This window comes from Bradyrhizobium sp. ORS 278, assembly GCF_000026145.1.
Classification (GTDB): domain Bacteria; phylum Pseudomonadota; class Alphaproteobacteria; order Rhizobiales; family Xanthobacteraceae; genus Bradyrhizobium.
Map to the genome: position 1 here is coordinate 1292728 of NC_009445.1, position 26602 is coordinate 1319329.

Annotated in this window: 20 protein-coding genes, 1 tRNA gene and 1 pseudogene; 9 read left to right on the forward strand and 13 right to left on the reverse strand. The window is 65.4% G+C overall.

Annotated elements, in window-relative coordinates:
• Nucleotides 1-344 precede the first annotated feature (344 nt).
• A complete protein-coding gene (locus BRADO_RS05710) occupies nt 345-1157 on the forward strand; it encodes an ABC transporter permease (RefSeq protein WP_011924362.1) in 813 nt (270 codons plus the stop codon).
• A 289-nt stretch (nt 1158-1446) separates the two neighbouring features.
• Here BRADO_RS05710 and BRADO_RS05715 read toward each other — a convergent pair whose 3' ends face one another.
• From BRADO_RS05715 to BRADO_RS05735, 5 genes are all read right to left on the reverse strand, one after another.
• The gene (locus BRADO_RS05715) at nt 1447-2433 is read right to left on the reverse strand and encodes an alpha/beta fold hydrolase (protein WP_041756148.1); all 987 of its coding nucleotides are present in this window, start codon (nt 2431-2433) and stop codon (nt 1447-1449) included.
• Between the two features lie 7 nt (nt 2434-2440).
• Entirely contained in the window at nt 2441-3292 is an 852-nt protein-coding gene (locus BRADO_RS05720) for a carbohydrate ABC transporter permease (protein WP_008962973.1), read from the reverse strand.
• Nucleotides 3289-4164 (reverse strand): carbohydrate ABC transporter permease, encoded by an 876-nt coding sequence (locus tag BRADO_RS05725; protein ID WP_011924364.1) that lies wholly within the window; start codon nt 4162-4164, stop codon nt 3289-3291. Before BRADO_RS05725 ends, BRADO_RS05720 begins: the two co-directional genes overlap by 4 nt.
• A 124-nt stretch (nt 4165-4288) precedes the next feature.
• On the reverse strand, nt 4289-5671 hold the full coding sequence (locus tag BRADO_RS05730; protein WP_041756149.1) for an ABC transporter substrate-binding protein: 1383 nt from the start codon (nt 5669-5671) through the stop codon (nt 4289-4291).
• Nucleotides 5672-5810: 139 nt separating this feature from the next.
• Nucleotides 5811-7760: an AsmA family protein gene (locus BRADO_RS05735; RefSeq protein WP_041756150.1), complete on the reverse strand. Its 1950-nt coding sequence runs from the start codon at nt 7758-7760 to the stop codon at nt 5811-5813.
• 310 nt (nt 7761-8070) lie between these two features.
• Between BRADO_RS05735 and BRADO_RS05740 the strand changes: the two genes are divergently transcribed.
• Both BRADO_RS05740 and BRADO_RS05745 read left to right on the forward strand, forming a co-directional pair.
• Nucleotides 8071-8799, forward strand: coding sequence for a CoA transferase subunit A (locus BRADO_RS05740; protein WP_011924367.1), 729 nt, complete (start codon nt 8071-8073; stop codon nt 8797-8799).
• On the forward strand, nt 8799-9449 hold the full coding sequence (locus tag BRADO_RS05745; RefSeq protein ID WP_006614161.1) for a CoA transferase subunit B: 651 nt from the start codon (nt 8799-8801) through the stop codon (nt 9447-9449). The genes BRADO_RS05740 and BRADO_RS05745 overlap by 1 nt, the downstream gene beginning before the upstream one ends.
• A gap of 4 nt (nt 9450-9453) precedes the next feature.
• Here BRADO_RS05745 and BRADO_RS05750 read toward each other — a convergent pair whose 3' ends face one another.
• The 4 genes from BRADO_RS05750 to BRADO_RS05765 all read right to left on the reverse strand — a co-directional run bounded on the left by BRADO_RS05750 (nt 9454) and on the right by BRADO_RS05765 (nt 13922).
• Nucleotides 9454-11172 (reverse strand): hypothetical protein, encoded by a 1719-nt coding sequence (locus BRADO_RS05750; RefSeq protein WP_011924368.1) that lies wholly within the window; start codon nt 11170-11172, stop codon nt 9454-9456.
• 168 nt (nt 11173-11340) lie between these two features.
• Nucleotides 11341-12222: an SUMF1/EgtB/PvdO family nonheme iron enzyme gene (locus BRADO_RS05755; RefSeq protein WP_011924369.1), complete on the reverse strand. Its 882-nt coding sequence runs from the start codon at nt 12220-12222 to the stop codon at nt 11341-11343.
• 51 nt (nt 12223-12273) lie between these two features.
• Nucleotides 12274-13368 carry a copper-containing nitrite reductase gene (gene nirK / locus BRADO_RS05760; RefSeq protein WP_011924370.1) on the reverse strand — a complete coding sequence of 365 codons (1095 nt, stop codon included), beginning with the start codon at nt 13366-13368 and terminating at the stop codon, nt 12274-12276.
• 344 nt (nt 13369-13712) lie between these two features.
• Nucleotides 13713-13922: a hypothetical protein gene (locus tag BRADO_RS05765; RefSeq protein ID WP_011924371.1), complete on the reverse strand. Its 210-nt coding sequence runs from the start codon at nt 13920-13922 to the stop codon at nt 13713-13715.
• A gap of 225 nt (nt 13923-14147) precedes the next feature.
• On the opposite strand from BRADO_RS05765, the gene hemN reads away from it, so the two are divergent.
• Nucleotides 14148-15500, forward strand: a complete 1353-nt coding sequence (hemN, locus tag BRADO_RS05770; protein WP_041757329.1) for an oxygen-independent coproporphyrinogen III oxidase — start codon at nt 14148-14150, stop codon at nt 15498-15500.
• Nucleotides 15501-15584: 84 nt separating this feature from the next.
• Nucleotides 15585-15776 (forward strand): DUF1858 domain-containing protein, encoded by a 192-nt coding sequence (locus tag BRADO_RS05775; RefSeq protein ID WP_041757330.1) that lies wholly within the window; start codon nt 15585-15587, stop codon nt 15774-15776.
• Here the strand turns inward: BRADO_RS05775 and BRADO_RS05780 are convergent, their stop codons facing one another.
• Nucleotides 15777-16493 (reverse strand): Crp/Fnr family transcriptional regulator, encoded by a 717-nt coding sequence (locus BRADO_RS05780; protein ID WP_011924374.1) that lies wholly within the window; start codon nt 16491-16493, stop codon nt 15777-15779.
• A 157-nt stretch (nt 16494-16650) separates the two neighbouring features.
• Here BRADO_RS05780 and BRADO_RS05785 point away from each other — a divergent pair, with 157 nt between their 5' ends.
• Nucleotides 16651-17865, forward strand: a complete 1215-nt coding sequence (locus BRADO_RS05785; RefSeq protein WP_011924375.1) for an NnrS family protein — start codon at nt 16651-16653, stop codon at nt 17863-17865.
• Here the strand turns inward: BRADO_RS05785 and BRADO_RS05790 are convergent.
• The gene (locus BRADO_RS05790; protein WP_011924376.1) at nt 17850-21305 is read right to left on the reverse strand and encodes a PAS domain-containing sensor histidine kinase; all 3456 of its coding nucleotides are present in this window, start codon (nt 21303-21305) and stop codon (nt 17850-17852) included. The genes BRADO_RS05785 and BRADO_RS05790 overlap by 16 nt on opposite strands.
• A gap of 329 nt (nt 21306-21634) precedes the next feature.
• On the opposite strand from BRADO_RS05790, the gene BRADO_RS05795 reads away from it, so the two are divergent.
• From BRADO_RS05795 to BRADO_RS05805, 3 genes are all read left to right on the forward strand, one after another.
• On the forward strand, nt 21635-22015 hold the full coding sequence (locus BRADO_RS05795) for a phasin (RefSeq protein WP_011924377.1): 381 nt from the start codon (nt 21635-21637) through the stop codon (nt 22013-22015).
• Nucleotides 22016-22235: 220 nt separating this feature from the next.
• A complete protein-coding gene (locus BRADO_RS05800; protein ID WP_011924378.1) occupies nt 22236-22670 on the forward strand; it encodes a phasin in 435 nt (144 codons plus the stop codon).
• 235 nt (nt 22671-22905) lie between these two features.
• A tRNA-His gene (locus BRADO_RS05805) sits at nt 22906-22982 on the forward strand.
• A gap of 235 nt (nt 22983-23217) precedes the next feature.
• On the opposite strand, the pseudogene BRADO_RS33735 reads toward BRADO_RS05805, so the two are convergent.
• Nucleotides 23218-23459, reverse strand: a pseudogene (locus BRADO_RS33735) (helix-turn-helix transcriptional regulator).
• Nucleotides 23460-23644: 185 nt separating this feature from the next.
• A complete protein-coding gene (gene traA, locus BRADO_RS05810; RefSeq protein WP_011924379.1) occupies nt 23645-26599 on the reverse strand; it encodes a Ti-type conjugative transfer relaxase TraA in 2955 nt (984 codons plus the stop codon).
• Nucleotides 26600-26602 lie beyond the last annotated feature (3 nt).

The following is a 26602-nucleotide window of genomic DNA, read 5'->3' on the forward strand; positions in this document are numbered from 1 at the left end:
TCCGCCGCTCACCCGCTTCTGCAGGGCAGGGCTGTCACATTTGGAAATGCGGAGCTGTCCCGCCGAACCATCCTGCCGATTGATTACCTCGTCATGCCCGGGCTTGTCCCGCCTGCGCGGCCGAAGCCGCTTCGGCGCGGCGAAGGCCCGGGCATCCACGTCGTTCTCAGCATGCTGGACGACATGGATGGCCGGGACAAGCCTGGCTGTGACGACGTGGAGAGAGACGGAAACAAGATTACGATCGTCAAATGCGATAGCCCTGGAAGGGAGGGGCGTCCACAGCCGAGGCTGCTTAGAGTCTTACTTCAAGCTGCGGCCTGCTTCGCAGGAGTTGGCCGCGCATGCCTAAGCCCTCCCGCCTGTCCCGTTTCAACGTCGCCTCGCTGACGCTCGGGCTCGCCTTCCTGTATCTGCCGATCCTGATCCTGGTGATCTACTCGTTCAACGCCTCGCGGCTGGTGACGGTGTGGGGCGGCTGGTCGCTGCGCTGGTATCATGAGTTCTTCAACGACCGGGCGATGATCGACGCGGCCTGGATGAGCCTGGGCGTCGGCGCCACTTCGGCCACGTTGGCGACGGTGCTCGGCACGCTGGCGGCGGTGGCGCTGTCGCGCGGCCAGGCATTCCGCGGCCGCATCCTGTTCTCCGGCATGCTGTATGCGCCGCTAGTCATGCCCGAGGTGATCACCGGCCTGTCGCTGCTCCTGCTGTTCGTCGCACTGAGCGCCGAGCGCGGCTTCTGGACGGTGACCATCGCGCACACGACGCTGACGATGTGCTTCGTCGCCGTGGTCGTGCAGTCGCGACTGGTGTCGCTCGACCGCAGCCTGGAGGAGGCGGCCATGGATCTCGGCTGCGATCCCTTCCGCGCCTTCGTCATGGTGACCTTGCCGCTGATCGCGCCGGCGGTGGTGGCGGGGTGGATGCTGGCCTTCACGCTGTCACTCGACGATCTCGTGATCGCGAGCTTCACCACGGGGCCGGGGTCGGCGACCTTGCCGATCCGGATCTATTCCGAGGTGAGGCTCGGGGTGAAGCCGGAGATCAACGCGATCTGCACGCTGGTCATCGGGCTCATCGCGGTGGTCATCGTGGTCGCGTCCCTGGCGTCGAAGCTGTCGAGCGACCGCGGCGAGAGCGCGGCGCCGCTTTAGAAGCCATCATTGCGAGCGCAGCGAAGCAATCCAGAGTCCTTGGGCGGCCCTGGATTGCTTCGCTGCGCTCGCAATGACGGAGATGTCCTGAGAGCGCCACCCCACCACAGCTGTCATCGCCCGGCTTGACCTGGCGATCCAGTACGCCGAGACGCCTGTGAGTCCATCGAGGGGCTGCGGCGTACTGGATGCCCGCCTGCGCGGGCATGACAGCTGAGGTTGTGGCGCCTTGCTCCGTCCTCACGAATGGAGCTCACCAAGATGACCGAGAATGCTGTGGCGGCGTCGATTAACGCGTAAACAGCTTCAAGGCGGCCGCGACGACCGTGCGATGAACCTTCCCGCGATCCACTGATGCCGGATCGACGCAACTGGCCGGATCGGAACTGCGGCCGAGTTCGGTGCTCTCCGGCAGGAATACGTAGTGCCCGGCGTCATCAGCGACGACATCGAAGGCGCTGTCCGGCAATCGCTCGTGCAGCCAACGTGCCGAGGGCAGCAGCGCATCGGCGCCGCCGACCATGATGTGCGTCGGCACGTTGATCGCGGCCACGCTCTCCTCGGAGAAGCCCTGCACAGACCGGCCTGGCGCCAGCAGCAGCGCCGCCTTGATGCGGCGATCATGATACGACGCCGACATCCGCGCCCAGGAGTCACGAAACACCGGGCTTTGCTCCATCAGCCGCGGCAGATGATCGACGAGATCCGGAAACTCGCGCGGGCCGCGGCCGAGATTGGCGCCGGGCGCGAACGGCGAGCGGATCATGATGGCGCCGAGCAGGGCGGTGGCGGTAACGCCGCCGAGCGAATAGCCGACGGCGAAGATGCGATCGGGATCGATGCGGCTGGCGAAGCCGGGATCAGCGACGATATCGTCAATCAGCAGGGAGATGTCGCGCGGCCGCTCCCACGAGCACAGGAAGGCCTCGGCGCGGTAAGGCTCGGCATTGCTGTTGCCGTGATGATTGACGGCGACCGCGATGAAGCCCTGCGCAGCCAGTGCGCGGGCGAGCCATTCGAAGTGCAAGCCATTGCAGCCGGTGCCGTGCGAGTAGACCACCAGCGGATACAGTCCATCCGCGGCGAGCGGCCCATCCAGAGCCGCAGGTCCGGCCTTGAACCAGCCGTGCGGCCATGGGGCGACCGGAAGCGTTGTTTCGGCCGTGCCATCCTTGGCCGGATACCAGGCAAACCAGTCGATGGGGCGCGGCCCATCGCCATTCCAGTTCGGCCGCGCGGCATCCGTGAAGCGGCCGTGGCGAAATCCGATGGGCATCACGCCGTCACGACTTCACGGCGCCGGCGGTGAGGCCGCCCACCATGTAGCGCTTGAAGGCGTAGTACACCGCGGCGGGCGGCAGCGCGTAGATGAAGCCGGTGGTCATCAGCAGCTCCCACGGCGAATCGTCGGCGGCGAGGAAGTTGCCGAGCGCCACGGGAAGGGTGATCGCCTTGTCATTCGACAGCAGCAGGAACGCGTAGAGATATTCGTTCCAGGCCAGCAGCACCGCATAGGTGCCGATCGCGACCAGCGACGGCATCATCAGCGGCACGTAGACCAGGCGGAAGATCTGCAACGGGCTCGCGCCATCCATGACGGCGGCTTCGTCGAGCTCGACCGGCAGCTTGTCGGACGCCTGCTTCAGCACCCAGATCGCGTAGGGCGAGGCGATCGTGACCATCGCCAGGATCAGCGACCAGTCATTGTTGAGCAGGCCGTATTTGCCCATCGTGCGATACATCGGCACCGCGAGGAACGCGGCCGGGATGAAATAGGTGAACAGCGCGAGGTTCATCACCACGCGGCTGCCCGGCACGCGCAGGCGCGAGATCGCATAGGCGGCGCAGGTCGCGATGATCAGGGTCAGCGCGCCGACGGCGGCGGCGATGATTACGGAGTTGCCGAACTGGATCCAGAAGTCGCGCAGGAAGTAATGCTGCTGGTGAAACACGATCGAAAAATTGTGCAAGGTCGGGTGGTCCGGCCACAGCTTGCCCGAGAACGCGTCCTCCTTGGGCGAGATCGCGAACAGGAACATGTGATAGATCGGGATCATCGTCCAGATGAAGACGGGAATGCCGATCAAGAGCAGCCGGGCCTCGGTGCCGACCTCGCGGAGGGTAGGGAGCTTCATCGCGACAACCGCTTCATCATGAAATAGACCAGGGGGAGCACCAGCGGCATCGCGCAGACGATCGAAGCCATCGCGAGGCTGAGCTGATCGAGCCTGAGATAGCGGATGCCGAGCGTCGACAGCACGTGAGTGAGATCGGCCGGGCCGCCGCCGGTCAAGAGATACACGCTGTTGAAGTCGCCGAGCGTCCAGATCATCGAGAGCAGCGTGCAGGTGATGTAGAGCGTCTGCATCGATGGCCAGGTGATGTAGCGGAACTTCTGCATCCAGGTGGCGCCGTCGACCTCGGCGGCCTCGAACAGGTCCTGCGAGATCGCGAGACGCCCCGTCATCAGGATCAATGTCCAGAACGGCAGCGACTTCCAGATGTGCATGCCGATGGCCATCGCGAGTGCCACCGTCGGGTCGTTCAGCCAGTTCGGGCCGTCCTCGCCGGTGAACTTGAAGATCAACTGGTTCACCACGCCCCATTCGGGATTGAGCATGAAGCGAACCGACAGGATGGTCGGGATCGACGGCACCGCCCAGGGCAGGATGAAGATCACCGACAGCCATTTGATCCAGCCGCGCTGCTGCACGAAGAAGCCGGACAAAAACAGCGCGATCAGCATCTTCAGATTGATGCCGACCAAGAGGAAGATCAGCGTGTTGACGGCGGCGCGCGCGAAGATCGGATCATTGAACAGCGCGACATAGCTCGCCGGATCGCGCGCCAGCCACAGGCCGTAACCGACGGGATAGACGACGAAGGCCAGGAAGACGAGCAGATAGGGCGCCAGCATCACGACGCCCCACACCTGAGGCGGGGTCAGGCGCGCCGGTCGTGGTGCCTCCGCGAGGGCGGGATCGGAAGCTGAGAGCGTGATCGCCATGGTGTTTCTCTTGGTGTCTCTCTTGGTCGTCTCGTCCCGTCGATAACGAACCGGCCGCAGCTTCTGCGGCCGGCAGTCTTTGTCGTTGTCAGAGCGTCAGGCTAGTGCATCGCGATGCGAGAGACTAGCCCGCGACCTCCTTGATGCGGGCGATCAACTCGTCCACGGCCTTCTCGACCGGCACCTTCTCGCTGACCACGCGGTTCATCGCCTTCGCCCAGACGTTCTCGTTGTTGAGAATCGTGAACTTGTAGTTCTTGGTGAAGTCGAACGGCGAGGTGCCGCCGGTGAACTGGGTGTAGACGGCCTTGCGATGGCGGTCGGCCTGCCAGAACGGGCTCTTCTGGCCGGCGGTCGTCACCGGGAACCAGCGGCCCAGCGCGCCCTCGACGTAGGGGCCGAGGTTCTCCTCCTGCATCAGGAACTTGATGAACTCCTTGGCCTGCGCCTTGTTCTTCGCGTTGCTGAAGATGAGGCCGGTCTTGACGTCGGAGCGATACTTGATCGGCGTGCCGTCCGGCTTGTTGGGGAAGGAGGCAGTGATGATGTCCTCCTCATAGGCCTTCTTGCCGGCGGCGCGCTGCTCGGGCGTCAGCGCGGGATTTGTGGAGTCTTCGAACCACTTGGCTGCGATTGAGATCGTGAAGTTGTGGGTCATCACGATCGTCTTGTTGTGGAAGGCGACGTTGTTGTCGGGGTCCTTCCAGGTCGTCGAGGACGGCGGGGTGCAGCCCTTGATGTAGGTGTCGGTATAGTCCTTCAGCGCCTTGGTCAGGCCCTCGCGCACCTTGGGATCGTCGACCAGCAGCTTGCCGTCGTCATCGACCAGCTTGACGTTGTAGGCGTCCATGAAGGTGTAGAACGACTGGAACGAGTCCGTGGATTCCACGCCCATCGGCTGTCCGACGCCATAGATGCGCTGGCCGGTGGCCTTGCGGATGCCCGGCTGCACCTTGTCGCACCAGAACGTCCAATAGTCCTCCCATTTGGTGGGAATGTCGCTCTGCTTGAAGCCGGCCTTCTCGAGCATGTCGCCCCAGATCTGGACATGCATGCTCTGCTGCTTCAGCGGGAAGCCGTAATAGGCCTTCTTCTTGGTGACATTGTTGTAGAGATAGGCGGTCTCGATCGTGTTCGGGGCGAAGGCCTGTTTCATCGGCTCCAGGATGTCGGAGAGGTCCTCGAGCTTGCCTTCATACGCCCACTTGCCCTGGGCCTGGACGTCGTAAGTGTCGGCATAAGCGACATCAGGCACGGTGCCGGAATCGAGCGCGGCGACCGTCTTCGGGATCATGTCCTGGATCGCATATTGCGACAGCTCGACCTTGATGCCGGTCTTGGCCTCGAACTTCTTGACGACGTTGAGCAGCGCATCGTCCTCGGACTTGTAGAAGCCCTTGCTCCACCAGATGGTGATAGTGTCCTGAGCGACGGCTGGTGCTGCAGCGCAAAAAAGCCCGGCGGCTGCGACTGCGATTGAAATCGCACCCATTCCCTTGGATTTCACGTGTCTCTCCCTGATCCGCCGATCTTGCTTGATCGGTTGCGCGGACACTAGCTCAGGGTTCAGATGTGATCCAGGAGTAATATATCAGACATAGGTCGTGGCTCCTGCGCGCGATGGATCACGCTTAATGCGGCCGCGGTCAGTTCTGTTTTGTGGGAGTGTCGGCTGCGGGGGCGTCGGCCTGCGGCGTGGCGTCCTGCTGGGCAGGGCGCAATCCGCCGCCTGTGAAGCGCTCCAGCACCGAGCGCACCGCGTCGCGCGTCTTGCGATCCTTCACCGCATCGAGCAGCGGCGCCGCTGCGGGTGCGCGGCGGATCAGGCTTTCCGGATCGGGGAAGATCAGCGGATCTTCCCAGGGGCCCTGGACCACGAAGGGCAATTCAAAGCCGTTGCCGCCAGAGCCTGACGACAACAGGCTGGCGACGCCCTTGAAGTCATATTCACGGCTTGGCACCGAGGCCGTGCCGGTCATGGTGATCCGCGCGGTCGGGCTTTCGACGCGGATGTCCTCGGCGGTCGCGACGCCGTCGGCGAACTTCACGGCGATCGTCAGTGAGTCGTAGGGTGTGGATCCCGTCCGGAAATTGCCCCCGCGCGACAGCGGGCTGCGCTCCAGCCGCTTCAGCAGTTGCTCGACATTGAAGCCGGAGATCGCGCCGTCGCGACCCTGCAGGTTGGCGCTGCCGTCGAGCGATTGGGCGAGCCCGAATGGGCTCGAGCCGGACGCGGTCAGCGAGACGTTGAGGTTGCCTCGTCCGGACAGCGAGGAGACGCCGAACATCTCGTTGGCGCAGGCCTGCAGGTCGACGTCCGTGAACTGCAACTCGGCTTTGACGTCGGCAACGGTGTCGGCTCGCGCGATGCCGAACGAGCCGCGCACCACACCGCCATACATCTGCGCCTCGCCCACGGAAAGCGCGAGCACGCCGTTGCGGAGGTTGGCGCCGAACGCCGTGCGGCCGAGCTTCGACGAGCCCACCGTGACCTTTGCGGCCGATAGCCGCATGTCGAGATCGGTCGTCGACAGCGCCTTGAGGTCGAACAGCTGACGGTTCCAGTCGCGCGCGCCGTTGGCGAGCAGCCGGAATGTCGAGATGTACGGCGTGAAGTCGAGCGCATCGGCCGCCAGCGTCGCTTGCAGCGACTGCCGGCCGTTATTGGCGTAGGTCATCACGCCCTCGGCGGCGTTGCCGTCGAGCTCGACATTGACGTTGGTGAGCGCGACCGAGGCGCCGACCACATTGGCGCGCGCTCGCAGCGCGAAACGGCCGAAGCCGCCGCTGCCGAGCGGCGTCTGTCCGGTCCAGCGCAGCGCGTCGCGCAGCGACGGACTGTCGACGGTGAGGGTGCCCTCCATGAGGGCGCTGGTGCGGTTAGCGACCGTGCCGTCAAAGGCGACCTTCAGCGGCGGGCTGGCAAGGCGCATCTTGAGGCCGGACCGGTCGCCGGACAGCGCGGCCAGGAAGTCGCTGATGCTGACCGAGCCTTCGATTCGTTGGCCGCGCCAGTCGAACTGCCCGGTCGCGGCGAAGGAGCGCGAGATCGACGGCCAGGCCAGCGACAGGTCGATGTCGTCGAGCCGCTCGGAGGCATGATGGCCGTTATCGTCGTACGTCAGGACGCCGTCCTGAATGCGGATCTCGGAGAACGACATCTGACTGTCGGACCCCGGGCGCATCGTCCGCGTGATGGTGTCGATGAAGGGCGTCCAGTTGCTGTTGCCGTTCGCCTCGCGGGTCACGTTGATCTGCGGCCGCAGCATCATCACGTCGGCGATCTCGAAGCGCTGCAGCAGCAGCGGCAGCAGCTGCAGATTGGCCGTCAGCACATCGACGCGCAGCGCCGGATCGTCGGCGGTGCTGCCCTTGAAGCCGACGTCGTGGAACGAGACATAGCTGCCGGGGAACAAGGAGACGTCGATCGGTCCCTTCACCACGAGCTCGAGGCCGGTGACGGCGCGGATCTGGGTCTCCACGGCGCGCCGCAGTGCGTCGCGATTGACCAGCCAGGAGCTCGTGAGCAGGCCCACGAACGCGATCCCGAGCAACACCGCGATCGGTGTACCGAGGCGCCTCATTGCTTGGGCCATGGTCACAGACATGTCCTGGGGTTGTCGGATCGCTGGTTACTACAGACGGGCAGGGCGCGCCGAAAACCCTTGCCAACATCAACAACTTGATGCGTTTTCTTGACGCTTTCAAGGCCGTGCCGCCGGTGTGGCGGGATTGCGGCCGGCACCGTTCGTCCCGAACCCCGGAGCATCCCGGAGCGGCGGGCCCGCTCGACAGCTAAAGCACGCGATGCCCGTTGGGAAGGCATCATTGACGCATTGCGAAGATTTCGCCTAATAATCCGGTCGATCTCCGCGCCGTCCTCGCTTTGCATCAGGTCATTTCCGTATGAACAAGGTCTATCCGGACGCCAAAACCGCCCTTGCGGGCCTCCTCAAGGACGGCATGACCATCATGTCCGGCGGGTTTGGCCTTTGCGGCATCGCAGAAACGCTGTCCGATGCCATTCGCGAGTCCGGCGTCAAGGACCTCACCGTCATCTCCAACAACGCCGGCGTCGACGGCATCGGCTTGAGCCGACTGCTCGAGACGCGGCAGATCAAGAAGATGATCTCGTCCTATGTCGGCGAGAATAAGCTGTTCGCACAGCAATATCTGGCCGGCGAGCTGGAGCTCGAGTTCTGTCCGCAGGGCACCCTGGCCGAGCGCATCCGCGCCGGCGGCGCCGGCATTCCGGCGTTCTTCACCAAGACCGGCGTCGGCACGCTGGTCGCCGAAGGCAAGGAGGTGCGCGAGTTCGACGGCGAAAAATATCTGATGGAGCGCGGCCTGTTCGCCGACATCGCCATCGTGCACGCCTGGAAGGGCGATACCGCCGGCAACCTCGTCTACAGGAAGACCGCGCGCAACTTCAACCCGATGATGGCCACGGCGGCCAAGGTGACTGTGGCCGAGGTCGAGCATCTGCTCCCGGCCGGCCAGATCGATCCCGACCACATCCACACGCCGGGCATCTTCGTGAAGCGCATCATCCAGGTCGGGACCGCGCTCAAGCGCATCGAGCAGCGCACCGTGCGCAAACGTGAAGCCGCCGCTGCAGCCGGGGAGGAAGTCTGATGGCCTGGACGCGAGAGCAGATGGCGGCGCGCGCCGCCAAGGAGCTGCGGGACGGCTACTACGTCAATCTCGGCATCGGTATCCCGACGCTGGTCTCGAACTACATCCCGCCGGGCGTCGACGTCGCGCTGCAGAGCGAGAACGGCATGCTCGGCATGGGTCCATTCCCCTATGAGGGCGAGGAGGATCCCGACCTCATCAACGCCGGCAAGCAGACCGTCACCGAGCTGCCGATCACGAGCTACTTCTCGTCGGCAGACTCGTTCGCGATGGTCCGCGGCGGCCACATCGATCTCTCGATCCTCGGTGCCATGCAGGTGGCCCAGAACGGCGATCTCGCCAACTGGATGATCCCGGGCAAGATGGTGAAGGGCATGGGCGGCGCGATGGATCTCGTCGCCGGCGTCAAGCGCGTCGTCGTCGTCATGGAGCACAGCGCCAAGGACGGTCCGAAGCTGCTCAAGCAGTGCACCCTGCCGCTGACCGGCGAGCGCGTGGTCGACATGGTCGTGACCGATCTCGCGGTGTTCACCATCGACAAGCACGGCAATGACGGCATGGCGCTGATCGAGCTCGCCGACGGCGTGACGCTCGACGAGGTCAAGGCGAAGACCGAGGCTGAATTCCGCGTCGCGCTGAAGAACACCTGAGGCGCTACCAGCCCCGGCACAGCATCTCCGCGACCCTGACCGCGAGACGGCATGCCGAGTCGTGGCCGGGGCTCCTCGGACCAGGCGTCGTTCCCGTCAAGCTCTGGATGACCAGGCAGGGCACGCCGCGGTTGAGACAGATCAGCCCCACCGCATAGGCACTTCCATCGGTGGCGAGGGCACCGGGAAACGCCGCCGCGATCTCGGCCTCCGTGCCGCCGTCATCGCGTGTGACCGTCACCCCTTCGAAGAATACGCCGCCCGCATTGAGCATCTTGGCCGCGGAATCATGCGCGAGTCGGCAAAGCGCGGGATCGGCGGGAATGATCATGCCCCCGTCATCGGGAAACGGCGGCTCGGCGATGCTGAGCGCATCGCGCAACTTCATCTCGATCCGGAATGACGCCAAGGCGCTGACGATGACGAGATCACCCGGACCGGCGCCGACGAAGCGGGCGCCCTCGCCGGCTTGCGAAAGCACGGGGCCCAGCGGATGGGCCCGTCCCGGCATGATCACCCAGCGCGCACCATGCTCCTCGATCGCGACCGACGTGGCGCTTGCCACCTCCGTCATCGAACGGCCCAGGCAGATCACCGCATGGAAGCTGGCGTGCCTGATGATGGCGCGCGCGGCATTGCGCTGCTCGATCAGCGTGCCCGGCCCCATGGCCTGGATCAGCCGCTCGATGTCCTCGGCGGTCTCGACGACGAAGCCGATCGTATGGGCCTTGGCGTGGAGGAAGCGCAGCGCCTCGAGCATCGCGTTGAGGCTCGACTTGTCGCGATCCTCGAGCTGCAGCCAGAGTGCCTCCAGCACGTCGAGCGAGGCCTCGATGCTGGCGCCGATCACGCCTTGCCCGAGCGGCCGGCCCGGCGTCTCGCACCGATAGAGCTCTTCCAGCGTCTGCAGCACCGTTCGTCGGTCCTTGACGGCACCGGCCCCCTGCAGGATGCGCGCAAGCACAAGCGCGCGCTTGCCGGGTTCGACGGGGACTGCGAGCCATGCGAAATCAGCCAGCTCCGCCGCCTGCTCGCTCGCCGCCCGTTGAAACTCGGCGACAACCTGACCGTGGTGCCAATTGACCTGCCATGGCAGCACCGGACGGCCGCGATATCTGCCGCGCTCGATTCGTTCGAGCGCCTGGGCTTGCAACTCGTGGCGCAGATCAGGGTCGAAGCCCGACATGCGCGTATCCAGCAGGTGATGAGCCCGCGTTGCGATCGCCGGCCCAAACCATTCCTGATCGGGATCGCCAACCGACAACCCACCGGGCATCCGGATGTGAACGGTTCTGCGAAACTGGTCCAGCTCGCGTCTGGCCACCCGCTCTGCGGTTGGCGAAAGATTCTGCACCTCGCAGAACGCGTCGACGACGCTGGCCCAATCCCAGAAATCCTCGCCGTAGAACGGGATGCGATATTGACGGCTGGCGACGATTCGTCCGCAGATCTCTTCGATGGCCGGCGCCACGTGACCGAGCATGTCGTGGCGCGCCAGCGCCGGATCGGCAAGACAATGGTGGACGATCCGCGCCGCGTTGGCATTCACGACATGCCAGTCTCTGGCGGCGAACTTCGACGAGGTTCGCAGATATTCGAGCGCGTCGATCAGACAGCGTCCCGCCAGCGCGCGGGGGGAATTGTCATCGAACCAGCTGGTGTTGCCGATCCCATAGCCATGGAGGTCGGACGTGAAGAACACCGGCGGATGTCGAGAAACCACACTCGCCTCCTGGCCCGCTCATCGCGTCTCTCAACGGCAATTGTGTAACGTTTGTAGACTCAGTCTCGCAACCGAAAGTTGATTTTGCGTGACTGGCATTTGTGCCAGTCCCAGGGCACCGGCGCAGCTGGCGCTGATCCCTGGGCTGTTGCAGAGGAGGTTTCGCGGTCAGGCGCGGAAGGTGCGCATCAAACGGCTCAGCCGCTGCGGGAGGTCTCGGCTCCACGCGGGCTGCTCGCGGATCAGGCGGAAGCCCAGATTGGCCGGGGGCCGGCCCGAGGCGCAGCCGCCGGCGCGCGCGTCACGGATGAAGTCCGTCACATAGGCACGATGCGCCCCTTCGGCCAGGCGGACACCGCAATTGTTGACGGTCTTGACGACGCGTCCGGAACCATCCTGCACCTTGCGGGTGAAGCACGTCGACGTCCATTCCCAGACATTGCCCGCCAGATCGGCAACGCCATGCTCATTCTTGCCGAAGCCGCCGAAGCTGCGCGGGTTCGGATCGTCGGGTAAGGCGGACTCGCGCTCGTATCGGGCGATCCAGCGACGCGACGGATCGGCATCGTCGACCGAAAGGCCGTCATCCTTGAAGCGGCTGCCGGCTGCAAAAGCCCACTCGGCATCGGTCGGCAGTCGATAGCGTTGTCCGGTCTTGAGTGACAGCCAGTCGGCATAGGCGCTCGCATCGAGCCAGCTCACCTGCACGGCCGGGCGGTCCATGGCGACCGGGACATCACGGTCGAGCATGCGGCAGGCGTTGGCTTCGACGCAGGCCTGGTAGTCGGCAGCGCTCACCTGATGAATCATGATCGTCAATGCGCGATCGAATCGAAGGGCGGTGATCGGTGCCTCGGCCTGGCGGCCATCGCGAATGTAATCGCCGGAGTCGCGGTAGTTGATCCGTCCGGGCGCGATCTCGACCAGCGCCGGCTCAGCAAAATCGGCGACGGGATCTTGCAGTCTGCCGACGATCGGCACGATGGCGGTCGGGCCGGCGATGCCGACGAGGCAGGCGAGGGCGATCTTGATCTTGAAGGCGAGCAGCATGGCAGCACATCGAGAAGTGCGGGGGCCGGTCGCGCCGGCCCCCTGATCCGATCAGTTGGTCGAGCCGGTCGGAATGTCGGCCGGCGCCCTGACCTGCGTCATCAGGTCGTCGTTCCACTTGCCTTCGACCTTGAAATGCGCTGTGGCGCCGAGATCGGCGGCCTCGATCAGGTTGTGGGTGACATAGGCGTAGATGCCGGGCTGCAGGAATTTGTAGAGCGCAGCACCGGCCGAGCCGCCGCGGATGAACCAGGTCTCGAGCCCGGTCTCCGGCGCGTTGGAGAACTTGCCGGTCTCCCAGACATAGTCGCCATGGCCGCCGATCAGATGCGGGCGGCTGTCGCGGTTGGCCTGCGAGTGCACGATCAGGACGTTCTCGCCGACATTCGCGGTGAGCGCATTCTTGCCGGTGAGCGCACCCGCCCTGCCGTTGAACACGACGTGCGTCGGTGTCAGCTTGCGCATCACCTCCTCGGTGTCGCTGTAGGCCTCGCCGGGCGAGTCGTAGGACTTGAAATTGCCCTTCTCGTCGCGCGGGACATAGAGGTCCTGCTCGCCGATGTAGTAGATGCGGTCGTAGCGCAGCGCGTGGCCATGGCCGTCATTGAGACCGTCGCGCGGAAGCACCATCACGGCGCCGTTCATGCCGGAGACGACGTGCCACGGGATCATCGGGCCGCCCGGGGCGCAGTGATAGACGAAGACGCCGGTGCGGGTGGCCTTCCAGCGCAGCACGACCTGCTCGCCCGGGTTGATCAGCGTCAGGGCGCCGCCACCGAGCGCGCCGGTCGCGGCGTGGAAGTCGATGTTGTGCGGCATGGTGTTGGTCGCCGGATTGACCAGCGTCACCTCGACATAGTCGCCCTCATGCACGACCATCAGCGGGCCAGGCATCGAGCCGTTGAACGTCATGGCCTGGAAGGTGGTGCCTTTCTCGTCGATCACCATCTTCTTCTCCTGGACCACGAGCCTGAACTCCATGATCTTCGGCCCTTGCTTGGTCGCCTGCTCATGCGCATGCACGAAGGGCGGCGCGACCAGATCGACCCGCTGGCGCGGCAGCTTGAGGTCGTCGGCAGCAGCGGGAGCCGCAAGCATCATCGCGGCGATGGCTGCACTGAATAAAGCGGTGCGGCGGGTCAACATGGATCGCTCCTTCGTTGGATCTGTTGGTGTGCCGCGAAACAGCATGCGCTCGACGGAGCCGGGCTTGTTTGTGCTGCAACAAGCAACTGAGCATTTGCGGAATTGCTGGGAGGCCCTAACGACAAGCTGTTGCTTCGCGACGCTCTCTCCACGTCGTCATGCCCGGGCTCCGTCCCCGGCATCTTCGTCGTCGCGTCGGCCGGACCGCGTGGATGGCCGTCACGTGGCCCGCCAAGACGGCACAGGGAGCCGAACCCGGATTAAAAATGCGCGCGCAGCAAGGCTGTCGCTGACAGTTGGGCCGGCTCTCGGCAAAGAACGGCGGTCGGTGTCCGAAGGGTGCGTCAGCTCAGCCAGCGCACCGTCAGCAGCACGACGAAAGTCACCGCTGCCGCGATGCAGAACAGCGTGGTCATGAACAGGGCGATGTTGCCGAGCAAGCCGGCCGGCGCCGACTCGTCGCGAAAGGATTCGAACCCGTCAGATTGAGGAATATGGCCGCGGACGTTGGCGAGGACAGCAAACAGGCGAATGAGCAGGTCCAGAGCTTCCATTACGGGTCCCTCGAGTCGTGAGTGGATCGATGATCAGTGCGAAATCGGCCGGCCACTTTGACGAAGCGCAATGTCGCTGGCGAAAGCCGGGTTTTTACTGGCAGGGACAGGGCATTCGTCGGCCAGCCTTGAGGAAGCTCAAGGCAGCGTCGGTTGCTTGGTGTCAGACAGGTCCAAACTCCGAATGACCCCCCAAGTCGACAGGCACGAGTGGACAGGCACGACATGAGACCCGATCTCGCGGCATGCTACGGACAAGAGCGCCTTCCGCGCTACACCAGCTATCCCACGGCACCCCATTTCTCGGCTGCGGTCAGTCCGTCCACCTATGCCGAATGGTTGCGCGCCATTCCCGCAACCGCGACGGCATCTCTTTACCTGCACGTGCCGTTCTGTCGGTCGATGTGCTGGTATTGCGGCTGCAACACCATGGTCGCCAAGCGCGACGAGCCGATCGCGATCTATGAGTCGGCATTGCGCTGCGAGATCGACATGGTCTCCCGCCAGATCGGCCGGCCGCTTCCGGTCGGGCACATCCATTTCGGCGGCGGCACGCCGACCATCATGGCGCCAGAGTCATTCGTCGATCTGGTGGGGTCGTTGCGCCACTCCTTCCGCGTGCTGCCGTCGGCCGAGATCGCGATCGAGATTGACCCGCGCACGCTGACCAAGGCGATGATCGATGCGCTGGCGGGGAGTGGCGTCAATCGCGCGAGCCTGGGTGTGCAGAGCTTCGATCCGCTCGTGCAGCATGCGATCAACCGCGTGCAGAGCTTCGAGCAGACCGCTGCGGCCACCAATGGGCTGCGCCGGGCGGGCGTCGCGGGGATCAATTTCGACCTGATCTACGGCCTGCCGCATCAAACCGTGGCGTCTTGTCTCGACACCGTGCGGCGCGCCATCGACCTGCGGCCAGACCGGCTCTCCGTGTTCGGCTATGCCCATGTGCCATCCTTCAAGACGCATCAGCGCAAGATCCGGGATGACGCGCTGCCGGACAGCCTCGAACGCTACGATCAGGCCTGCGGCATCGCGGATGCGCTGAAGGACGCGGGCTATGTTCAGATCGGCCTCGATCACTTCGCCCTGCCGACCGACCCGATGACCAACGCCTTCCGCGAGGGACGTCTGCATCGCAATTTTCAGGGCTATACGACGGACGCCAATGACCTGCTGCTCGGCTTCGGTGCCTCGGCGATCGGCCAGCTGCCGCAAGGCTACGTTCAGAACGCGCCTCAGGTGCGCGCCTATGAGGAGAAGATCGCCGCAGGTTTCCTCGCCACCGTCAAGGGCTACGGCCTGACCGACGACGATCGCCTGCGCGCCGACATCATCGAGCGCATCATGTGCGACTATGGCGTCGACCTCGACGTCATCTGCACGCGCCACGGCACGGAAACCGACGAGATGCTGCGATCGGCTCCCCGATTGCAGTCGTTGATTTCGGATGGCGTGGTCGAACTCAACGGCAGCGCGCTCGCCGTGACCGAGCATTCCCGCTTCCTGGTGCGCAGCGTAGCCGCCGCGTTCGACGCGCATCTGGACGCATCGAAGCAGCTGCACAGCCGGGCTGTGTAGCGCGCGCCACGCCGCGGTGCTTGTGCCGCGACAAAGAGACGGGACGGCATCGCTGCTACCATTCGCTTTCGAATGGAGGCCCGCATGCCCATCTCCTTTGATGAACTGGTCGACGACGTCATGCGGCGCAGGCCGGAGACGATCCGCGTCTTTCTCGCCTTTCAGATGCGCTGCGTCGGCTGCCCGATCGCCTGCTTTCACAACGTCGCGGATGCGTGCCGTGAGCACGGCGTCGACGCGGACACTTTTCTCTCAGCGCTGTGCGCCTGCACCTGATCAGGATCGCGATGCGGTCGCGTCGGACGTCTGCTCGGCCAGCAGCACGATCTTGTGCGGCTCGCGCAGCACGATCTTCTGACGGCCGCTTTCGACGAGGCCGAGTTGCTCCCATCCTGACAGGATGCGGCTCACGGTGTGCAGCGTGGTGCCGGTCATCTGCGCGATGTCCTGCCGGCTGATCGGAAAGTCGATCTGTACGCCGTGGTCGAGCTTGCGCCCAGCCTGGTTGGCGAGCCTCAGCAGCGCGTGCGCGATGCGCTGCTCGACCTGCTGTGTCGACATCTCGACGACGCGCGCGTGAGTCTCCTGCAGCCGCTGGCCGACCGTCTGCAAGGTGTTTGCGGCCAGCGACGGGAACCGCGCGACCAGCCGCGGCCACGCCACCGACGGCCAAGCCAGCACGACGCTGTCATCGACCGCGGTCGCCGTCGCCGGATAATGCTGCAGCCCGATGGCGGGGGCGACGCCGAACGTGTCGCCGGGCACGACGTAGCGGACGACGATCTGGTCACCAGTCGGCGTCGTCTTGCTGGCGCGGACATGGCCGTGCAGCAGCAGGAAGAACGACGTCGCATCCGCGCCCTGCTCGAACACCGCACTGTTGCGAGGGACGCGCATGGAGCGCGCCTCGCGCAGCACCTCGGCGAGATCCTCAGGCGAGAGGCCCGCGAACAGCGGCAGATGCGCGACCAGGGAGCGGTCGATAGAAGCCATGATGATCTCCGGCCGGGCAGGGCGACGTTCGTCTCGCCCTTAGCACGGTTTTGCGATCGGCCGGAAGTTTGTGCTGGCACAACCCGCTGCGAGCGGGCCGCAACTACATCTCGATGCAGCGCCATCGGCGCGGTTCCATCAGCGAGCGAGCATTGACATGGCCGATTCACGCAACACCCAGGGCTTGACCGTTCTCGCCAACGGGTTCCGGCCGTTCTTCCTGCTCGGTGCGGTCCAGGCCGCGCTCGCCATCCTGGTCTGGCTCCCGGCCTACTATGGTGAGCTGACGCTGAACTCGGCCTTCGTGCCGCGTGACTGGCACGTGCACGAGATGCTCTATGGCTATCTGCCGGCGATCGTCACCGGCTTCCTGTTCACGGCGATCCCGAACTGGACCGGGCGTCTGCCGATCCGCGGCCTGCCGCTGCTGACGCTGGTGATCGTCTGGATTGCCGGGCGGATCGCGGTGACGACATCGATCATCGGGCCGTGGTGGGCCGATCTCCTTGTCGATGCGAGCTTCCTGGCGCTGGTCGTCCTCGCTGCCGCGCGTGAAATCGTCGCCGGGCGCAATTGGCGTAATCTGCCGGTGGTCGCGATCGTCGGCATGCTGTGCGCCGGAAACATCGCGTTTCATCTGGAAGCGCATCTGCGCGGCTCGGCCGATGTCGCGATTCGTATTGGCGTCGCCGTGATCGTGCTGCTGCTTGCCCTGATCGGCGGCCGTATCACGCCGAGCTTCACGCGCAACTGGCTGGTGAAGAACCACCCGGGCAGGCTGCCTGCGCCGTTCGGCCGCTTCGACATGGCCGTCGTCCTCATCAGTGCGCTGAGCCTGCTGTCTTGGATCGTGGCTCCCGAGCGTACCGGCACTGCGCTGGCGCTCGCCGTCGCCGGTGTGCTGCATGTGATCAGATTGGCGCGCTGGGCGGGCGATCGCACGCTGCGCGAAAGGCTGCTCGTGATCCTGCATGTCGGCTACGCCTTCGTGCCGCTGGGCTTCCTGGCCACGGCGGCGGCGAGCCTCGGATGGACGCTGCCGAGCGCCGGGCTGCATGCCTGGATGGTCGGTGCCGCCGGCATCATGACGCTCGCGGTGATGACGCGCGCCACGCTCGGCCATACCGGCCAGGCCTTGACAGCCTCGGTGGCGACGCAGGCGATCTATCTCGGCATCATCGTCGCGGCGACTACGCGGGTCTGCGCCGTGCTGGTCCCGGCCCATGCCGTCGTGCTGCTGCACGTCGCGGCCTTTGCCTGGATCATCGCCTTCTCGGGCTTCGTGCTGGCGTTCGGTCCGCTGCTGCTCGGCCTCAAGCTGCGCGCGCTCGCAATCAGATCCTCGGCTGGCTCGGCTCAGCCCGTGCTCTGATTGCGCGCGACGGCCCGGGAGAACACCACTTCCATCAGCGTTCCCGACTTCGGCGCCGCCTTGATGTGGAATTGCGCGCGATTGGCCTCGACCAGCGCCTTGGTCAGCGACAGGCTGAGACCCGAGCCATCGGCGCCGAACTCGGCCCCGGCCGTCGCACGGAACGGCTCGAGCGCCGCGGCGACCGCCTGATCGTTCAGCGCGTGACCGGTGTCGCGCACGCGCAGCACCACCTCGCCGAAATCCGACATCGCGGTGGAGACGATGACCTGGCCGCCGGCGTTGGCGAGCGAAATCGATGCCGAGATCAGGTTCGTGGCGATCTGACGCAACGCCCTGGTGTCGGCGATGACAGGCGGCAGCGCCTGCGACAGCGAGGTGCGGATGATGATGCGGGCGCGATTGGCCTGCGGCTGCATCACGGCCACGCAGCTCTCGACCAGCTCGTTCAGGTTCTGCGCGGTGAAGGCCAGCTCGAGCTTGCCGGTCTCGATGCGTGAGAGCTCCAGCAGATCATCGATCAGCGACACGACTCGTTCGCCCGAGGCACGGATATCCTTCATGTACTCGGCATAGCGCGCATTGCCGAGCGTGCCGAAGCGCTCGCCGATCATCACCTCCGCGAAACCGATGATGGCATTCAGCGGCGCGCGCACCTCTTGGCTGATGCGCGCCAGCATGTCGGCCTTGGCATTGGCCGCCCGGTCGGCGACGCGGCGCGCGTGCAGCAGCTCGCTCTCGCCCCTGCGCAACTGAGAGAGATCCCGGAACACGGCGAAGAAGTTCGGGCCGTCGGCCCTGGTGCGGCCGATCGTGATCGAGAGCGGGATGGCGCCGCCTTGCGCGATCTTGCCAAGCACCTCGCGCCCCTGGTCGAGCGCGCCGGATGCCCCGGCCTGCTGCACGCTGTCGAGATAATCGAGCACAAGCCGCGCGCTCTCCGGCGCGAACAGCTCGATGAGATTGCGGCGTGCCAGCTCGACGCCATCGTAGCCGAACAACGCTTCAGCGCTGCGGTTGCACGCATGAATGTTGCCGCCGGCATCGAACATCAGGATGCCCTCCGCCGTCACGTCGAGGATCGCCGCGAGGTCTTCGGCTTCGGCATGGCCGGCTGACGGAGGCGGCGCGACGACCAGTGGCGTTGCAGATGGCGCTGGCGCCTGCACTGGGGGCGTTTCGACGGTGGCGGGGAGAGCCGCCGCCGGGCCGGGCGCCGGCGCAAAGATCAGCGCATGCGCGGTGTCGCCGTCCCAGGTAATCGTGAACAGGCGTGCCTCGGCTTTGATCTCTTCGCTGGTCGAGCCGTCGGCCGCCGAGATCGTAACAGGCGTGCCGGCTTCGGGCCTGCTGGTTCCGGAGGGGGCGCCTGGCTCGACGTAGAGGGCATCGAGTCCGCCGGCTTGCTCCAGGGTCGGAAGATCCGCATAGCCCATCTGCTTGAAGAACGCCGGATTGGCGTACAGCAGACGGTCGAGTCGATAGATCAGCATGCCGGTCGGCAAGAGGTCGAGCAGGATCCGGTCGCGCTGGCTGTCGCCATGGGCGGGCGGGACCTCGGGCGCGAGCCAATCGGTCTGCAGGCCGTTGCCTTGCGCGCCCGCGACATCGGTCATCCCCGACGCATCCTGATGTGGTGGGCCGAAGGGGTCGCTCACGCGGGCCGCCGGCTCGAGCGTTGGGCCGGCGAGCTCCGCCGGGTTGCGGATTTCCCCTTCGAGCCGGGCCGACAACTGGCGCGCCAATTCATGAAACGCATTGTTCTCCACCGGCGTCAGCGCCGGAAGCTTGCTCTCGCCGGGCGCCCGGAACGGCACCACATTCCCCGCCGCTTCGAGGCCGACACCGTCGATGTGGGGCGCCTCGGCCGCAATGGAAGCGTCCCGCGACGGCGCGGCAACGATGTACTGTGGCGGCGGCACATCTGCGGCCGGCGCATGGTCAGATTGAGCGGGACGAGATGCGACGAAATCAGGTGGGGCATCATCGATGTCGTCGGCGTCCGGAGCGTCGCTCGGGCCGGCATCGGATCGCCGGACTGCGTCAAGGCGGTTCAGCGCGTCGATGTCGCGGCAGACGCCGAAGCCACGATACCCGGAATAGACCTTATCCGCCGTGAACACCGGCAAGCCGGAGAGCTCGACGGCGAGCCTTTCGCCGGCAGCAGCGGGCCAGATGACGACGAGATTGCTCCAGGTCTCGCGGGTCGCGATCGCCGCACTGACGCGCCCTTCCGGATCCACGCCGAGCGAGCTTGCGATCTCGGGCCATGGCTGGCCGAGATGGCCGGCGCTCTCGGGACCGATCAGGCGCGCGAACTCGTCGGAGCCGAGCGAGAACCGCCCTTCGGCATCGATCTGCCATGAGAACCGCAGCGGATGGCGGCGGCCTGGCGTCGACGCGTCGTCAGCGGCAATCTTGGTTTGGGCATCCGGCGCGTCAGGGATCGGCGGCGCGGCTTCGTCCGCTGCCCAAGACGCGGCTTCGATCGGCGACGGGGCGCACGGAGGCAAGTCGCCTGCTACCTGCGGCGCGCGGTCGAGCGGCTCGAACAGCTCAGCTTCTGCGGGATCGTCGATCAGCAGAACTTTGGTCGGCGCTTCATTCGACAAAGCCGGGGCCTCGTAGTTCGTCTCGCGTTCAGTCATGTCATCCATCGAAGGGGCAGGCGGAGGCTCGGCCCCATCCGCGGGGAGCAGATCCATCGGGAGCGGCGAGGCTGCGGGGGCATCGGCGGCGAGCGCCTCATCGGTTATCGACGCGGGGCCCGGCGCATCCGCCTCGTCGGACAGGGCTGGCAGCGGCACGGCGACCAGTGCGGTCTGATTGCCGCTGCCGATGCGATGGAGCGCCGCGCGCTCGGTGCCGAGCGTCACCTCGGCGATGCCGTCGGCAAGCGCCGCGCCGCGGGCCGCGGTGAAGCAGGCATCGCTGAGGTCGTGCATCCCGAACAGCCGCCGTCCCGCGGTGCTGATGCCGGTGAACTGCCCGTCCTGGGTGAATGCGATCATTGCATGTTCGCTCGGTTCGACCAGACGCTTCAGGCGCTCTGCGAGCGGGAGGCTGCGTCCGCCGGTATCGCTGCTGGCGATCAGTACGCCATGCGTTCCGTCGGGCAGGTCGATCCGGGCGCAGCCGCAGGTCGCCAGCGTGCCGAGCGGCGCTCCGAAGCCGCGCAGACGCTCCAGCCTTAGCGCGCCCGTCTCGGGCAGCCGCCGGCCCAACTGTGCAATCTGACGACGATGCGAATCGGCCGGGCCGAAGGTCCTTGTTACCAGGGCCGGCACATTGGTCGCACCGAGGGCGCGCGCGCCGATCGCATTGGCCCACAGCACCCGGCTGCCGTCGGACGACCACAGCCAGGCAGGCAGCGCGCCGGCGGCGTGGACGGCCAGCCGGGGATCGCTGAGGGCCAGCATTTCGAAATCGGCGTGGGTCATGGGCGGCGGCTGAGAACGGCTCTTTAACGTTGAATGGCGACCGGAGCTGGTAGCGTTAAGAATTCGTTACTATCGCGCGTTTTGAGGGCAGAGGTCCACGCCCGGGCGGTGCTCCGGCCTTGCTAAAGCTTGGATAACCTTAATGTGTTCCTCCCCGGCCGCAGTGCCCAGAACCGGCGGCGGACGCCTGTGTTGGATGTTGCAATTGCGGACCGCGCCGTCACGATGGTGGGTGGATAGGGTCGAAGGCGCGATCGCCGCTGGTCGCGTGTCGACTTCCGGATCCGCTGGCGGTGGCGCGATGATCCGCGCATCTGGAGGAGGGAACCATGACTGAGGACGGACGCCGATTCGAGATTCCGAAGGACATGCGCGCCATGGCCGAGGCGGGCTTCGACCAGGCGCGGCAGACGCTCGAGAAGTTCCTTGCGGGCGCAGAGGCCACCGCGGGTTCGCTCGAGGAGCGCGGCGCGACCGTGCGGGCCGGCGCCAAGGACATCGGCGTCAAGGTGCTGTCCTACGCCGAGAAGAACGTGCAGTCGTCGCTCGACTATGCGCAGTCGCTGGTTCACGCCAAGGATCTTCCCGAGGTGCTCAAGCTGCACAGCGAGTTCATCCAGGGCCAGATGCGCTCGCTGGCGGAGCAGGCGAGCGAGATGGGGCAGACCATCAGCAGAGCGGCATTCGACGCGACCAAGCCGAAGTCCTGACCTCATCGTTTCGGTCGAGTTCTGTATTTTCACGTCCTGAAGTTGAGAGCGCGACAAAGAGTTCCAGATGCTGGAATTTCCCGTTGCGTTGCACAAAATCGACACGATATAGCTCTACGCGAGGTTGTTACCTCCCAGGGGCGGTTCCTCTGCGTGATCCGAAGTGACTTCCCGATTGCCGGGACGGTCCAGTCTCAACGTTTGTCCAAGGATGCATGCCATGACCAATGCCACCGATCCTTTCTCCGCATCGATCATTCCGTTCGAGGTTCCCGAACAGGTGCGCGCGCTCGCCGAGAAGGGCGTGTCACAGGCCCGCGAGAACTACGCCAAGTTCAAGGACGCCGCCGAAACCCATAACTCGGCCATCGAGGCTTTCTTCGCCAATGCCAGCAAGGGCGCCGGCGCGTACTCGTCGAAGGTCATGGAGTTCACCAAGGCGAACACGACCGCCTCGCTCGACTTCGCCCAGGAACTGTTCGGCGTGAAGTCGCCGTCGGACGCGATGGAGCTTTGGACCGGTTTCGTGCGCAAGCAGTTCGAGACGTTCACGGCGCAGGCCAAGGAGCTCGGTGAGCTCGGCCAGAAGGTCGCCGTGGAGACCGTCGAGCCGATCAAGGAAAGCGCCACCAAGCTGCTCAAGACGGCGGCCTGAGGCTGACCAGATCTGATCGGGCGTGGCACGCCCGGTCGCGCGAAGACCGGGTCCGGCGCGTCTGCGTCCGGGCCCATTCACTTCCGGGCGTCACCGCGAGCCATGAGAGCTCATCGCGACGCACAAAAACGGGGGCTTGGCGGGAGACTTTATCGTTCTCGGCCTTGCCAAATCCGGCCGTTGCACCTAGTTTCCGGCGCGTTCGGGCCCCCGACAGGGACGGCCCGTGGCGGATGCAGTTGTAGCTCAGTTGGTTAGAGCGCCTGTCTGTGGAACAGGAGGTCGGTGGTTCGAGCCCACCCAACTGTACCAATTAAATCAAAGCCTTACTTGGAATTCGCCTAACTAGCCGCTCAGGCTAGCTACCATCTAGCAACCACGGGGCCGACCAAAGTATCGGGCGGCTAAGTCCCGTCGAAAAAATTTTCCGAACACATGCTCAGCGCTCCCATTAGCGCCCGATGGCGGCCCAGAAGCCTCGAAACCGCGAGTGCGGTAATGGTCACAGACGCGGGCAGTCGCACGTCTGAATTACACTCAGCGCCGACTATTTCGTGCGGATCTTCAGCCCCTGGTCCTGGCCGGAGGGAAATCGATCTTTGGTTCGCCATCCGACCGGATCCGCGATCCAGCGGCTGACCTCAGATTCATGCCAACCGGTTCCGTTGCTGCTGATTTTGAGCTGGGCCGGGAACGTGCCCTCGGCAATCTTGCGGTAGATTGTGGACCGGGACAGCCGGTCCTGGCGAGGACGGTCTTCAACCTGATGATACGGTCTAGTTCGCGCATGGCCGTGATGCCCTTCGCTGGTCGCTTCTGAGGTGTCGTGAGACCAGAGAGGCCAAACAGATGCAGGCGGACAATAGGAGTTCGCGCGTTGCCAGGCGTGGCGTAGAGCCGGCGGCAAACGGGATGGGTCAAATTCCAAGGCTTCGACCTCTGCCGAGATCGATGCCATGGACGAAGGCCAGATCCTAGCCGAGCCGGCGGCCTGATTCGAATCCGATGCCGAGATCGTTCTTGCGGCCGGCGAGGATGGATTCCAGCTGTGGGTCGCGTTCGAGGCTTTTTGCCATGTCGCCCATCGCCGAGCGCGTGGCCTTGTAGCCGGACATGTCGCCGGCTTCATACTGGCGCCGGCTGGCATGGTCGAGCTTCTGCCAGCGCTTTACGAAGCGGTCGGCGCGGCGGCTCGGATCGGTGCGCAGTTCGCTTTCGAGCTGGAGCGCGCGCACAGCCCGGCTGATCTGACCACCGGCCGCCTCGCGAGCCAGCTCCGGGTTCTTCCTGTAAGCGGCCTCGGCGTCGTGCGAGCCAAAGGGGCGCACCTCCTCGAAGGCTCGACGTGCCTCTTGCAGCTCTCTCACCTGTTCGCTGCTCGCTCGGTCGCCCGTCTCCTGCGCCGAGAGGATCGCATCTACTGCGCGGGCACGGCGCACCAGCGCTCGTGTCCGGATGCGACGTGCGTCCGTTTCGGGATCTTGCGCCACGTTGCTTGCCGATACTTCGGCTTCGCGTCGCTCGGCTGCGGGACCGCTGCGTTCCCTTTCCTGCGTTGCCCGTTCCGGCCTGCGTCCGCGATCCGGTCCCGCCACATCAGCCGGAGAGCGCAGGCCGTCGACAATGTCGCGCAGCATCTCGGGCACAATCTGGCGCACGATCTCGGCCACGCGCTCGCGGAAGGTGATCCCACGCCGCTCGGCGTAGCTCTGGAGCGGATCGGCGCGCTCATAATCCGAGGCCATGTCCTTGGCGCGGTCGCGCGACAGGGCGCGGGTGAGCCGGTCTGCGTTGGCAAAATCATCGCGACCATAATGCAGGTCCACCTCGTCGCGATGCCGCGACAGGGCGACATAGCTGCTGTGGGCATCCATGCCGGGCGTCGCCAGGACATGGACGCGGTCGACCGTCATGCCCTGCGCCTTGTGTATCGTCGCCGCATAGCCATGGTCGATCCGGTTGTAATCCTTGAGGTCGAAGCGCACGGATCGGCCATCGTCGGTCTGCACGGCCATGGACTGCGCGCTGACCTGCTCGATGGTCCCGAGCGTGCCGTTCTTGACGCCAAGGCCGCGCTCGTTCTGCAGGAACATCACCCGATCCCCGCTGGCAAAGTTTCTCGCGCCGCGCTCGACCGTCACCCCCACCTCGTCGCCGAGATCGCCCGCTGCCCGCATCCGCTCGCGCGCTGCCTCGTTCACGATGCGGACCTCGTCGTTCGTGTGGGTCAGGATGATCCGGCTCCGATCCGGTGATGACTGCCGGTCGCGATCCCAGTGATCAATCAGATCGCCGCGCGCCTGGTCGCGACTCTCGGCTTCATGCACCATGCCGTGGGCGCGGTACGCTTCAAGCGCGTGGCCCACCTCGCCAGTCGCCAGATCACGTGTGGCGTCGCGCTGCCAGTCCTCGCGCTGACGGCGCACGTCGCCGATCTCGGCGCTGCCGTGACGCTCATGAATCGACCGGAACGCCGCGCCGGCTTCGATGGCCTGCAACTGTTGCGGATCACCGACCAGCACCACCTTTGCGCCGGCCTCGGCCGCATGCGACAGCACGCGTTCGAGCTGTCGCGTGCCGACCATCCCCGCCTCGTCGATGACAAGCACATCGCTCGATTTGAGCAGATCACGGCCCTGTCCCCAGCCGTGCTCCAGGCTGGCGATCGTGCGCGACGCAATGCCCGATCCGCTTTCGAGGTTTTCGGCTGCAATGCCGGACAGCGCCACACCGCGGACATCGAAGCCCGCTGCTTCCCACGTCTCCCGCGCCACCCCCAGCATTGCGCTCTTTCCCGTCCCGGCGTGGCCCACCACGACGCTGAGACCGCGTCCATTCGTGACATGCGCCAGTGCCTCTGCCTGCTCGGCCGAAAGTACCAGGCCGCGCTCTTCCGCCCGCGCCAAAGCGGCTAAGCGGTCCGCATCTCGCACCTGATGGCGTTCCCGTTCCGCCATCAGTTCGGCGGCACGGTGCAGCCGCTGTTCTGCCTCGATCATTCCGCGGCTGCTGAACCGGTCCTCGCCACGCCCATCCTTGCCCAGCTCGACCAGATCGGGCGCTCCCTGCATTGCGCCCATCACCTCATTGAACTGGTCGAGCCCGTCACTGTGCCGGTGCGCGAACTTAGCCAGGTCCCGGCGTGTGAAGGTCGATTGCTGCTGGGTGATGGCGTCCAGTCCAAGGGCGGGATCAGCGATGATCCGCGCGCCGTTGTTCCGCGCGATCTCGCGGTGCATCTCGGCACGGTCGGCCTCGACCCCTTCACCTCCGATGCCACGACCCTCGATGCGTTTGGCCGGCGCGCCAATCTGGCTTTGCGGCTCCAGCGCGATGCCCTGAGCTTCCAGGCTGCGATGATCGATCCGCGCGTCGATGTCGAGCTCGGCCAGGCGCTCGTTGGCGAGCTCCGCCCAGCGTTTGCGCCAGCGCTCAACAAGCTCCGTGCGATTCCAATCCCGCACCTTTTGGCCAAAGCCGTTCTCGTCGACCGCGCGCATGGTCAGCATGACATGAGCATGGGGCTTGGGCAGTCCGTCCTCGGCCCTATCCCAGTGCACATTAAGGTCGGCAACCATGCCCAGACCCACGAACTCGCTCTGAGCGAAGTCCCGGGCAAGCTCGATGCCCTGCGCCTCACTCAGCTCGCGCGGAAGAGCGAACTCGACCTCCCGGGCAAGCTGCGCGTCCTTGCGCACTTCAAACGCTTCGACATCGTTCCAAAGCCGCTCCCGGTCGCTCCATGCCTCCGGCGCATTCTCCGGCAGTATCACCTCAGAATGAACGACGCCTCGCTTCGCGGAAAAATCCTGCTCACGGCCGAGCCGCTCGTCGCGCAGCCGCGAGCCCGAGCGGTAGGCCGCCGATGCCACCGCGCTGCTCCCGGCTTTCCGGCCAATGACCTTGACGTGAAGATGATAGATCGCCATCGC

What these genes read in the sequence shown, in the direction of transcription:
- BRADO_RS05780 (WP_011924374.1), bottom strand. Translation starts at nt 16,493, where the DNA reads ATGGCTTCTATCGACCGCTCCCTGGTCGCGCATCTGCCGCTGTTCGCG.
- BRADO_RS05790 (WP_011924376.1), bottom strand. Translation starts at nt 21,305, where the DNA reads ATGACCCACGCCGATTTCGAAATGCTGGCCCTCAGCGATCCCCGGCTG.
- nirK (WP_011924370.1), bottom strand. Translation starts at nt 13,368, where the DNA reads ATGTTGACCCGCCGCACCGCTTTATTCAGTGCAGCCATCGCCGCGATG.
- traA (WP_011924379.1), bottom strand. Translation starts at nt 26,599, where the DNA reads ATGGCGATCTATCATCTTCACGTCAAGGTCATTGGCCGGAAAGCCGGG.
- BRADO_RS05720 (WP_008962973.1), bottom strand. Translation starts at nt 3,292, where the DNA reads ATGAAGCTCCCTACCCTCCGCGAGGTCGGCACCGAGGCCCGGCTGCTC.
- BRADO_RS05715 (WP_041756148.1), bottom strand. Translation starts at nt 2,433, where the DNA reads ATGCCCATCGGATTTCGCCACGGCCGCTTCACGGATGCCGCGCGGCCG.
- BRADO_RS05800 (WP_011924378.1), top strand. Translation starts at nt 22,236, where the DNA reads ATGACCAATGCCACCGATCCTTTCTCCGCATCGATCATTCCGTTCGAG.
- BRADO_RS05755 (WP_011924369.1), bottom strand. Translation starts at nt 12,222, where the DNA reads ATGCTGCTCGCCTTCAAGATCAAGATCGCCCTCGCCTGCCTCGTCGGC.
- BRADO_RS05745 (WP_006614161.1), top strand. Translation starts at nt 8,799, where the DNA reads ATGGCCTGGACGCGAGAGCAGATGGCGGCGCGCGCCGCCAAGGAGCTG.
- BRADO_RS05725 (WP_011924364.1), bottom strand. Translation starts at nt 4,164, where the DNA reads ATGGCGATCACGCTCTCAGCTTCCGATCCCGCCCTCGCGGAGGCACCA.
- BRADO_RS05765 (WP_011924371.1), bottom strand. Translation starts at nt 13,922, where the DNA reads ATGGAAGCTCTGGACCTGCTCATTCGCCTGTTTGCTGTCCTCGCCAAC.
- BRADO_RS05740 (WP_011924367.1), top strand. Translation starts at nt 8,071, where the DNA reads ATGAACAAGGTCTATCCGGACGCCAAAACCGCCCTTGCGGGCCTCCTC.
- BRADO_RS05775 (WP_041757330.1), top strand. Translation starts at nt 15,585, where the DNA reads ATGCCCATCTCCTTTGATGAACTGGTCGACGACGTCATGCGGCGCAGG.
- BRADO_RS05785 (WP_011924375.1), top strand. Translation starts at nt 16,651, where the DNA reads ATGGCCGATTCACGCAACACCCAGGGCTTGACCGTTCTCGCCAACGGG.
- BRADO_RS05795 (WP_011924377.1), top strand. Translation starts at nt 21,635, where the DNA reads ATGACTGAGGACGGACGCCGATTCGAGATTCCGAAGGACATGCGCGCC.
- BRADO_RS05735 (WP_041756150.1), bottom strand. Translation starts at nt 7,760, where the DNA reads ATGGCCCAAGCAATGAGGCGCCTCGGTACACCGATCGCGGTGTTGCTC.
- hemN (WP_041757329.1), top strand. Translation starts at nt 14,148, where the DNA reads ATGAGACCCGATCTCGCGGCATGCTACGGACAAGAGCGCCTTCCGCGC.
- BRADO_RS05710 (WP_011924362.1), top strand. Translation starts at nt 345, where the DNA reads ATGCCTAAGCCCTCCCGCCTGTCCCGTTTCAACGTCGCCTCGCTGACG.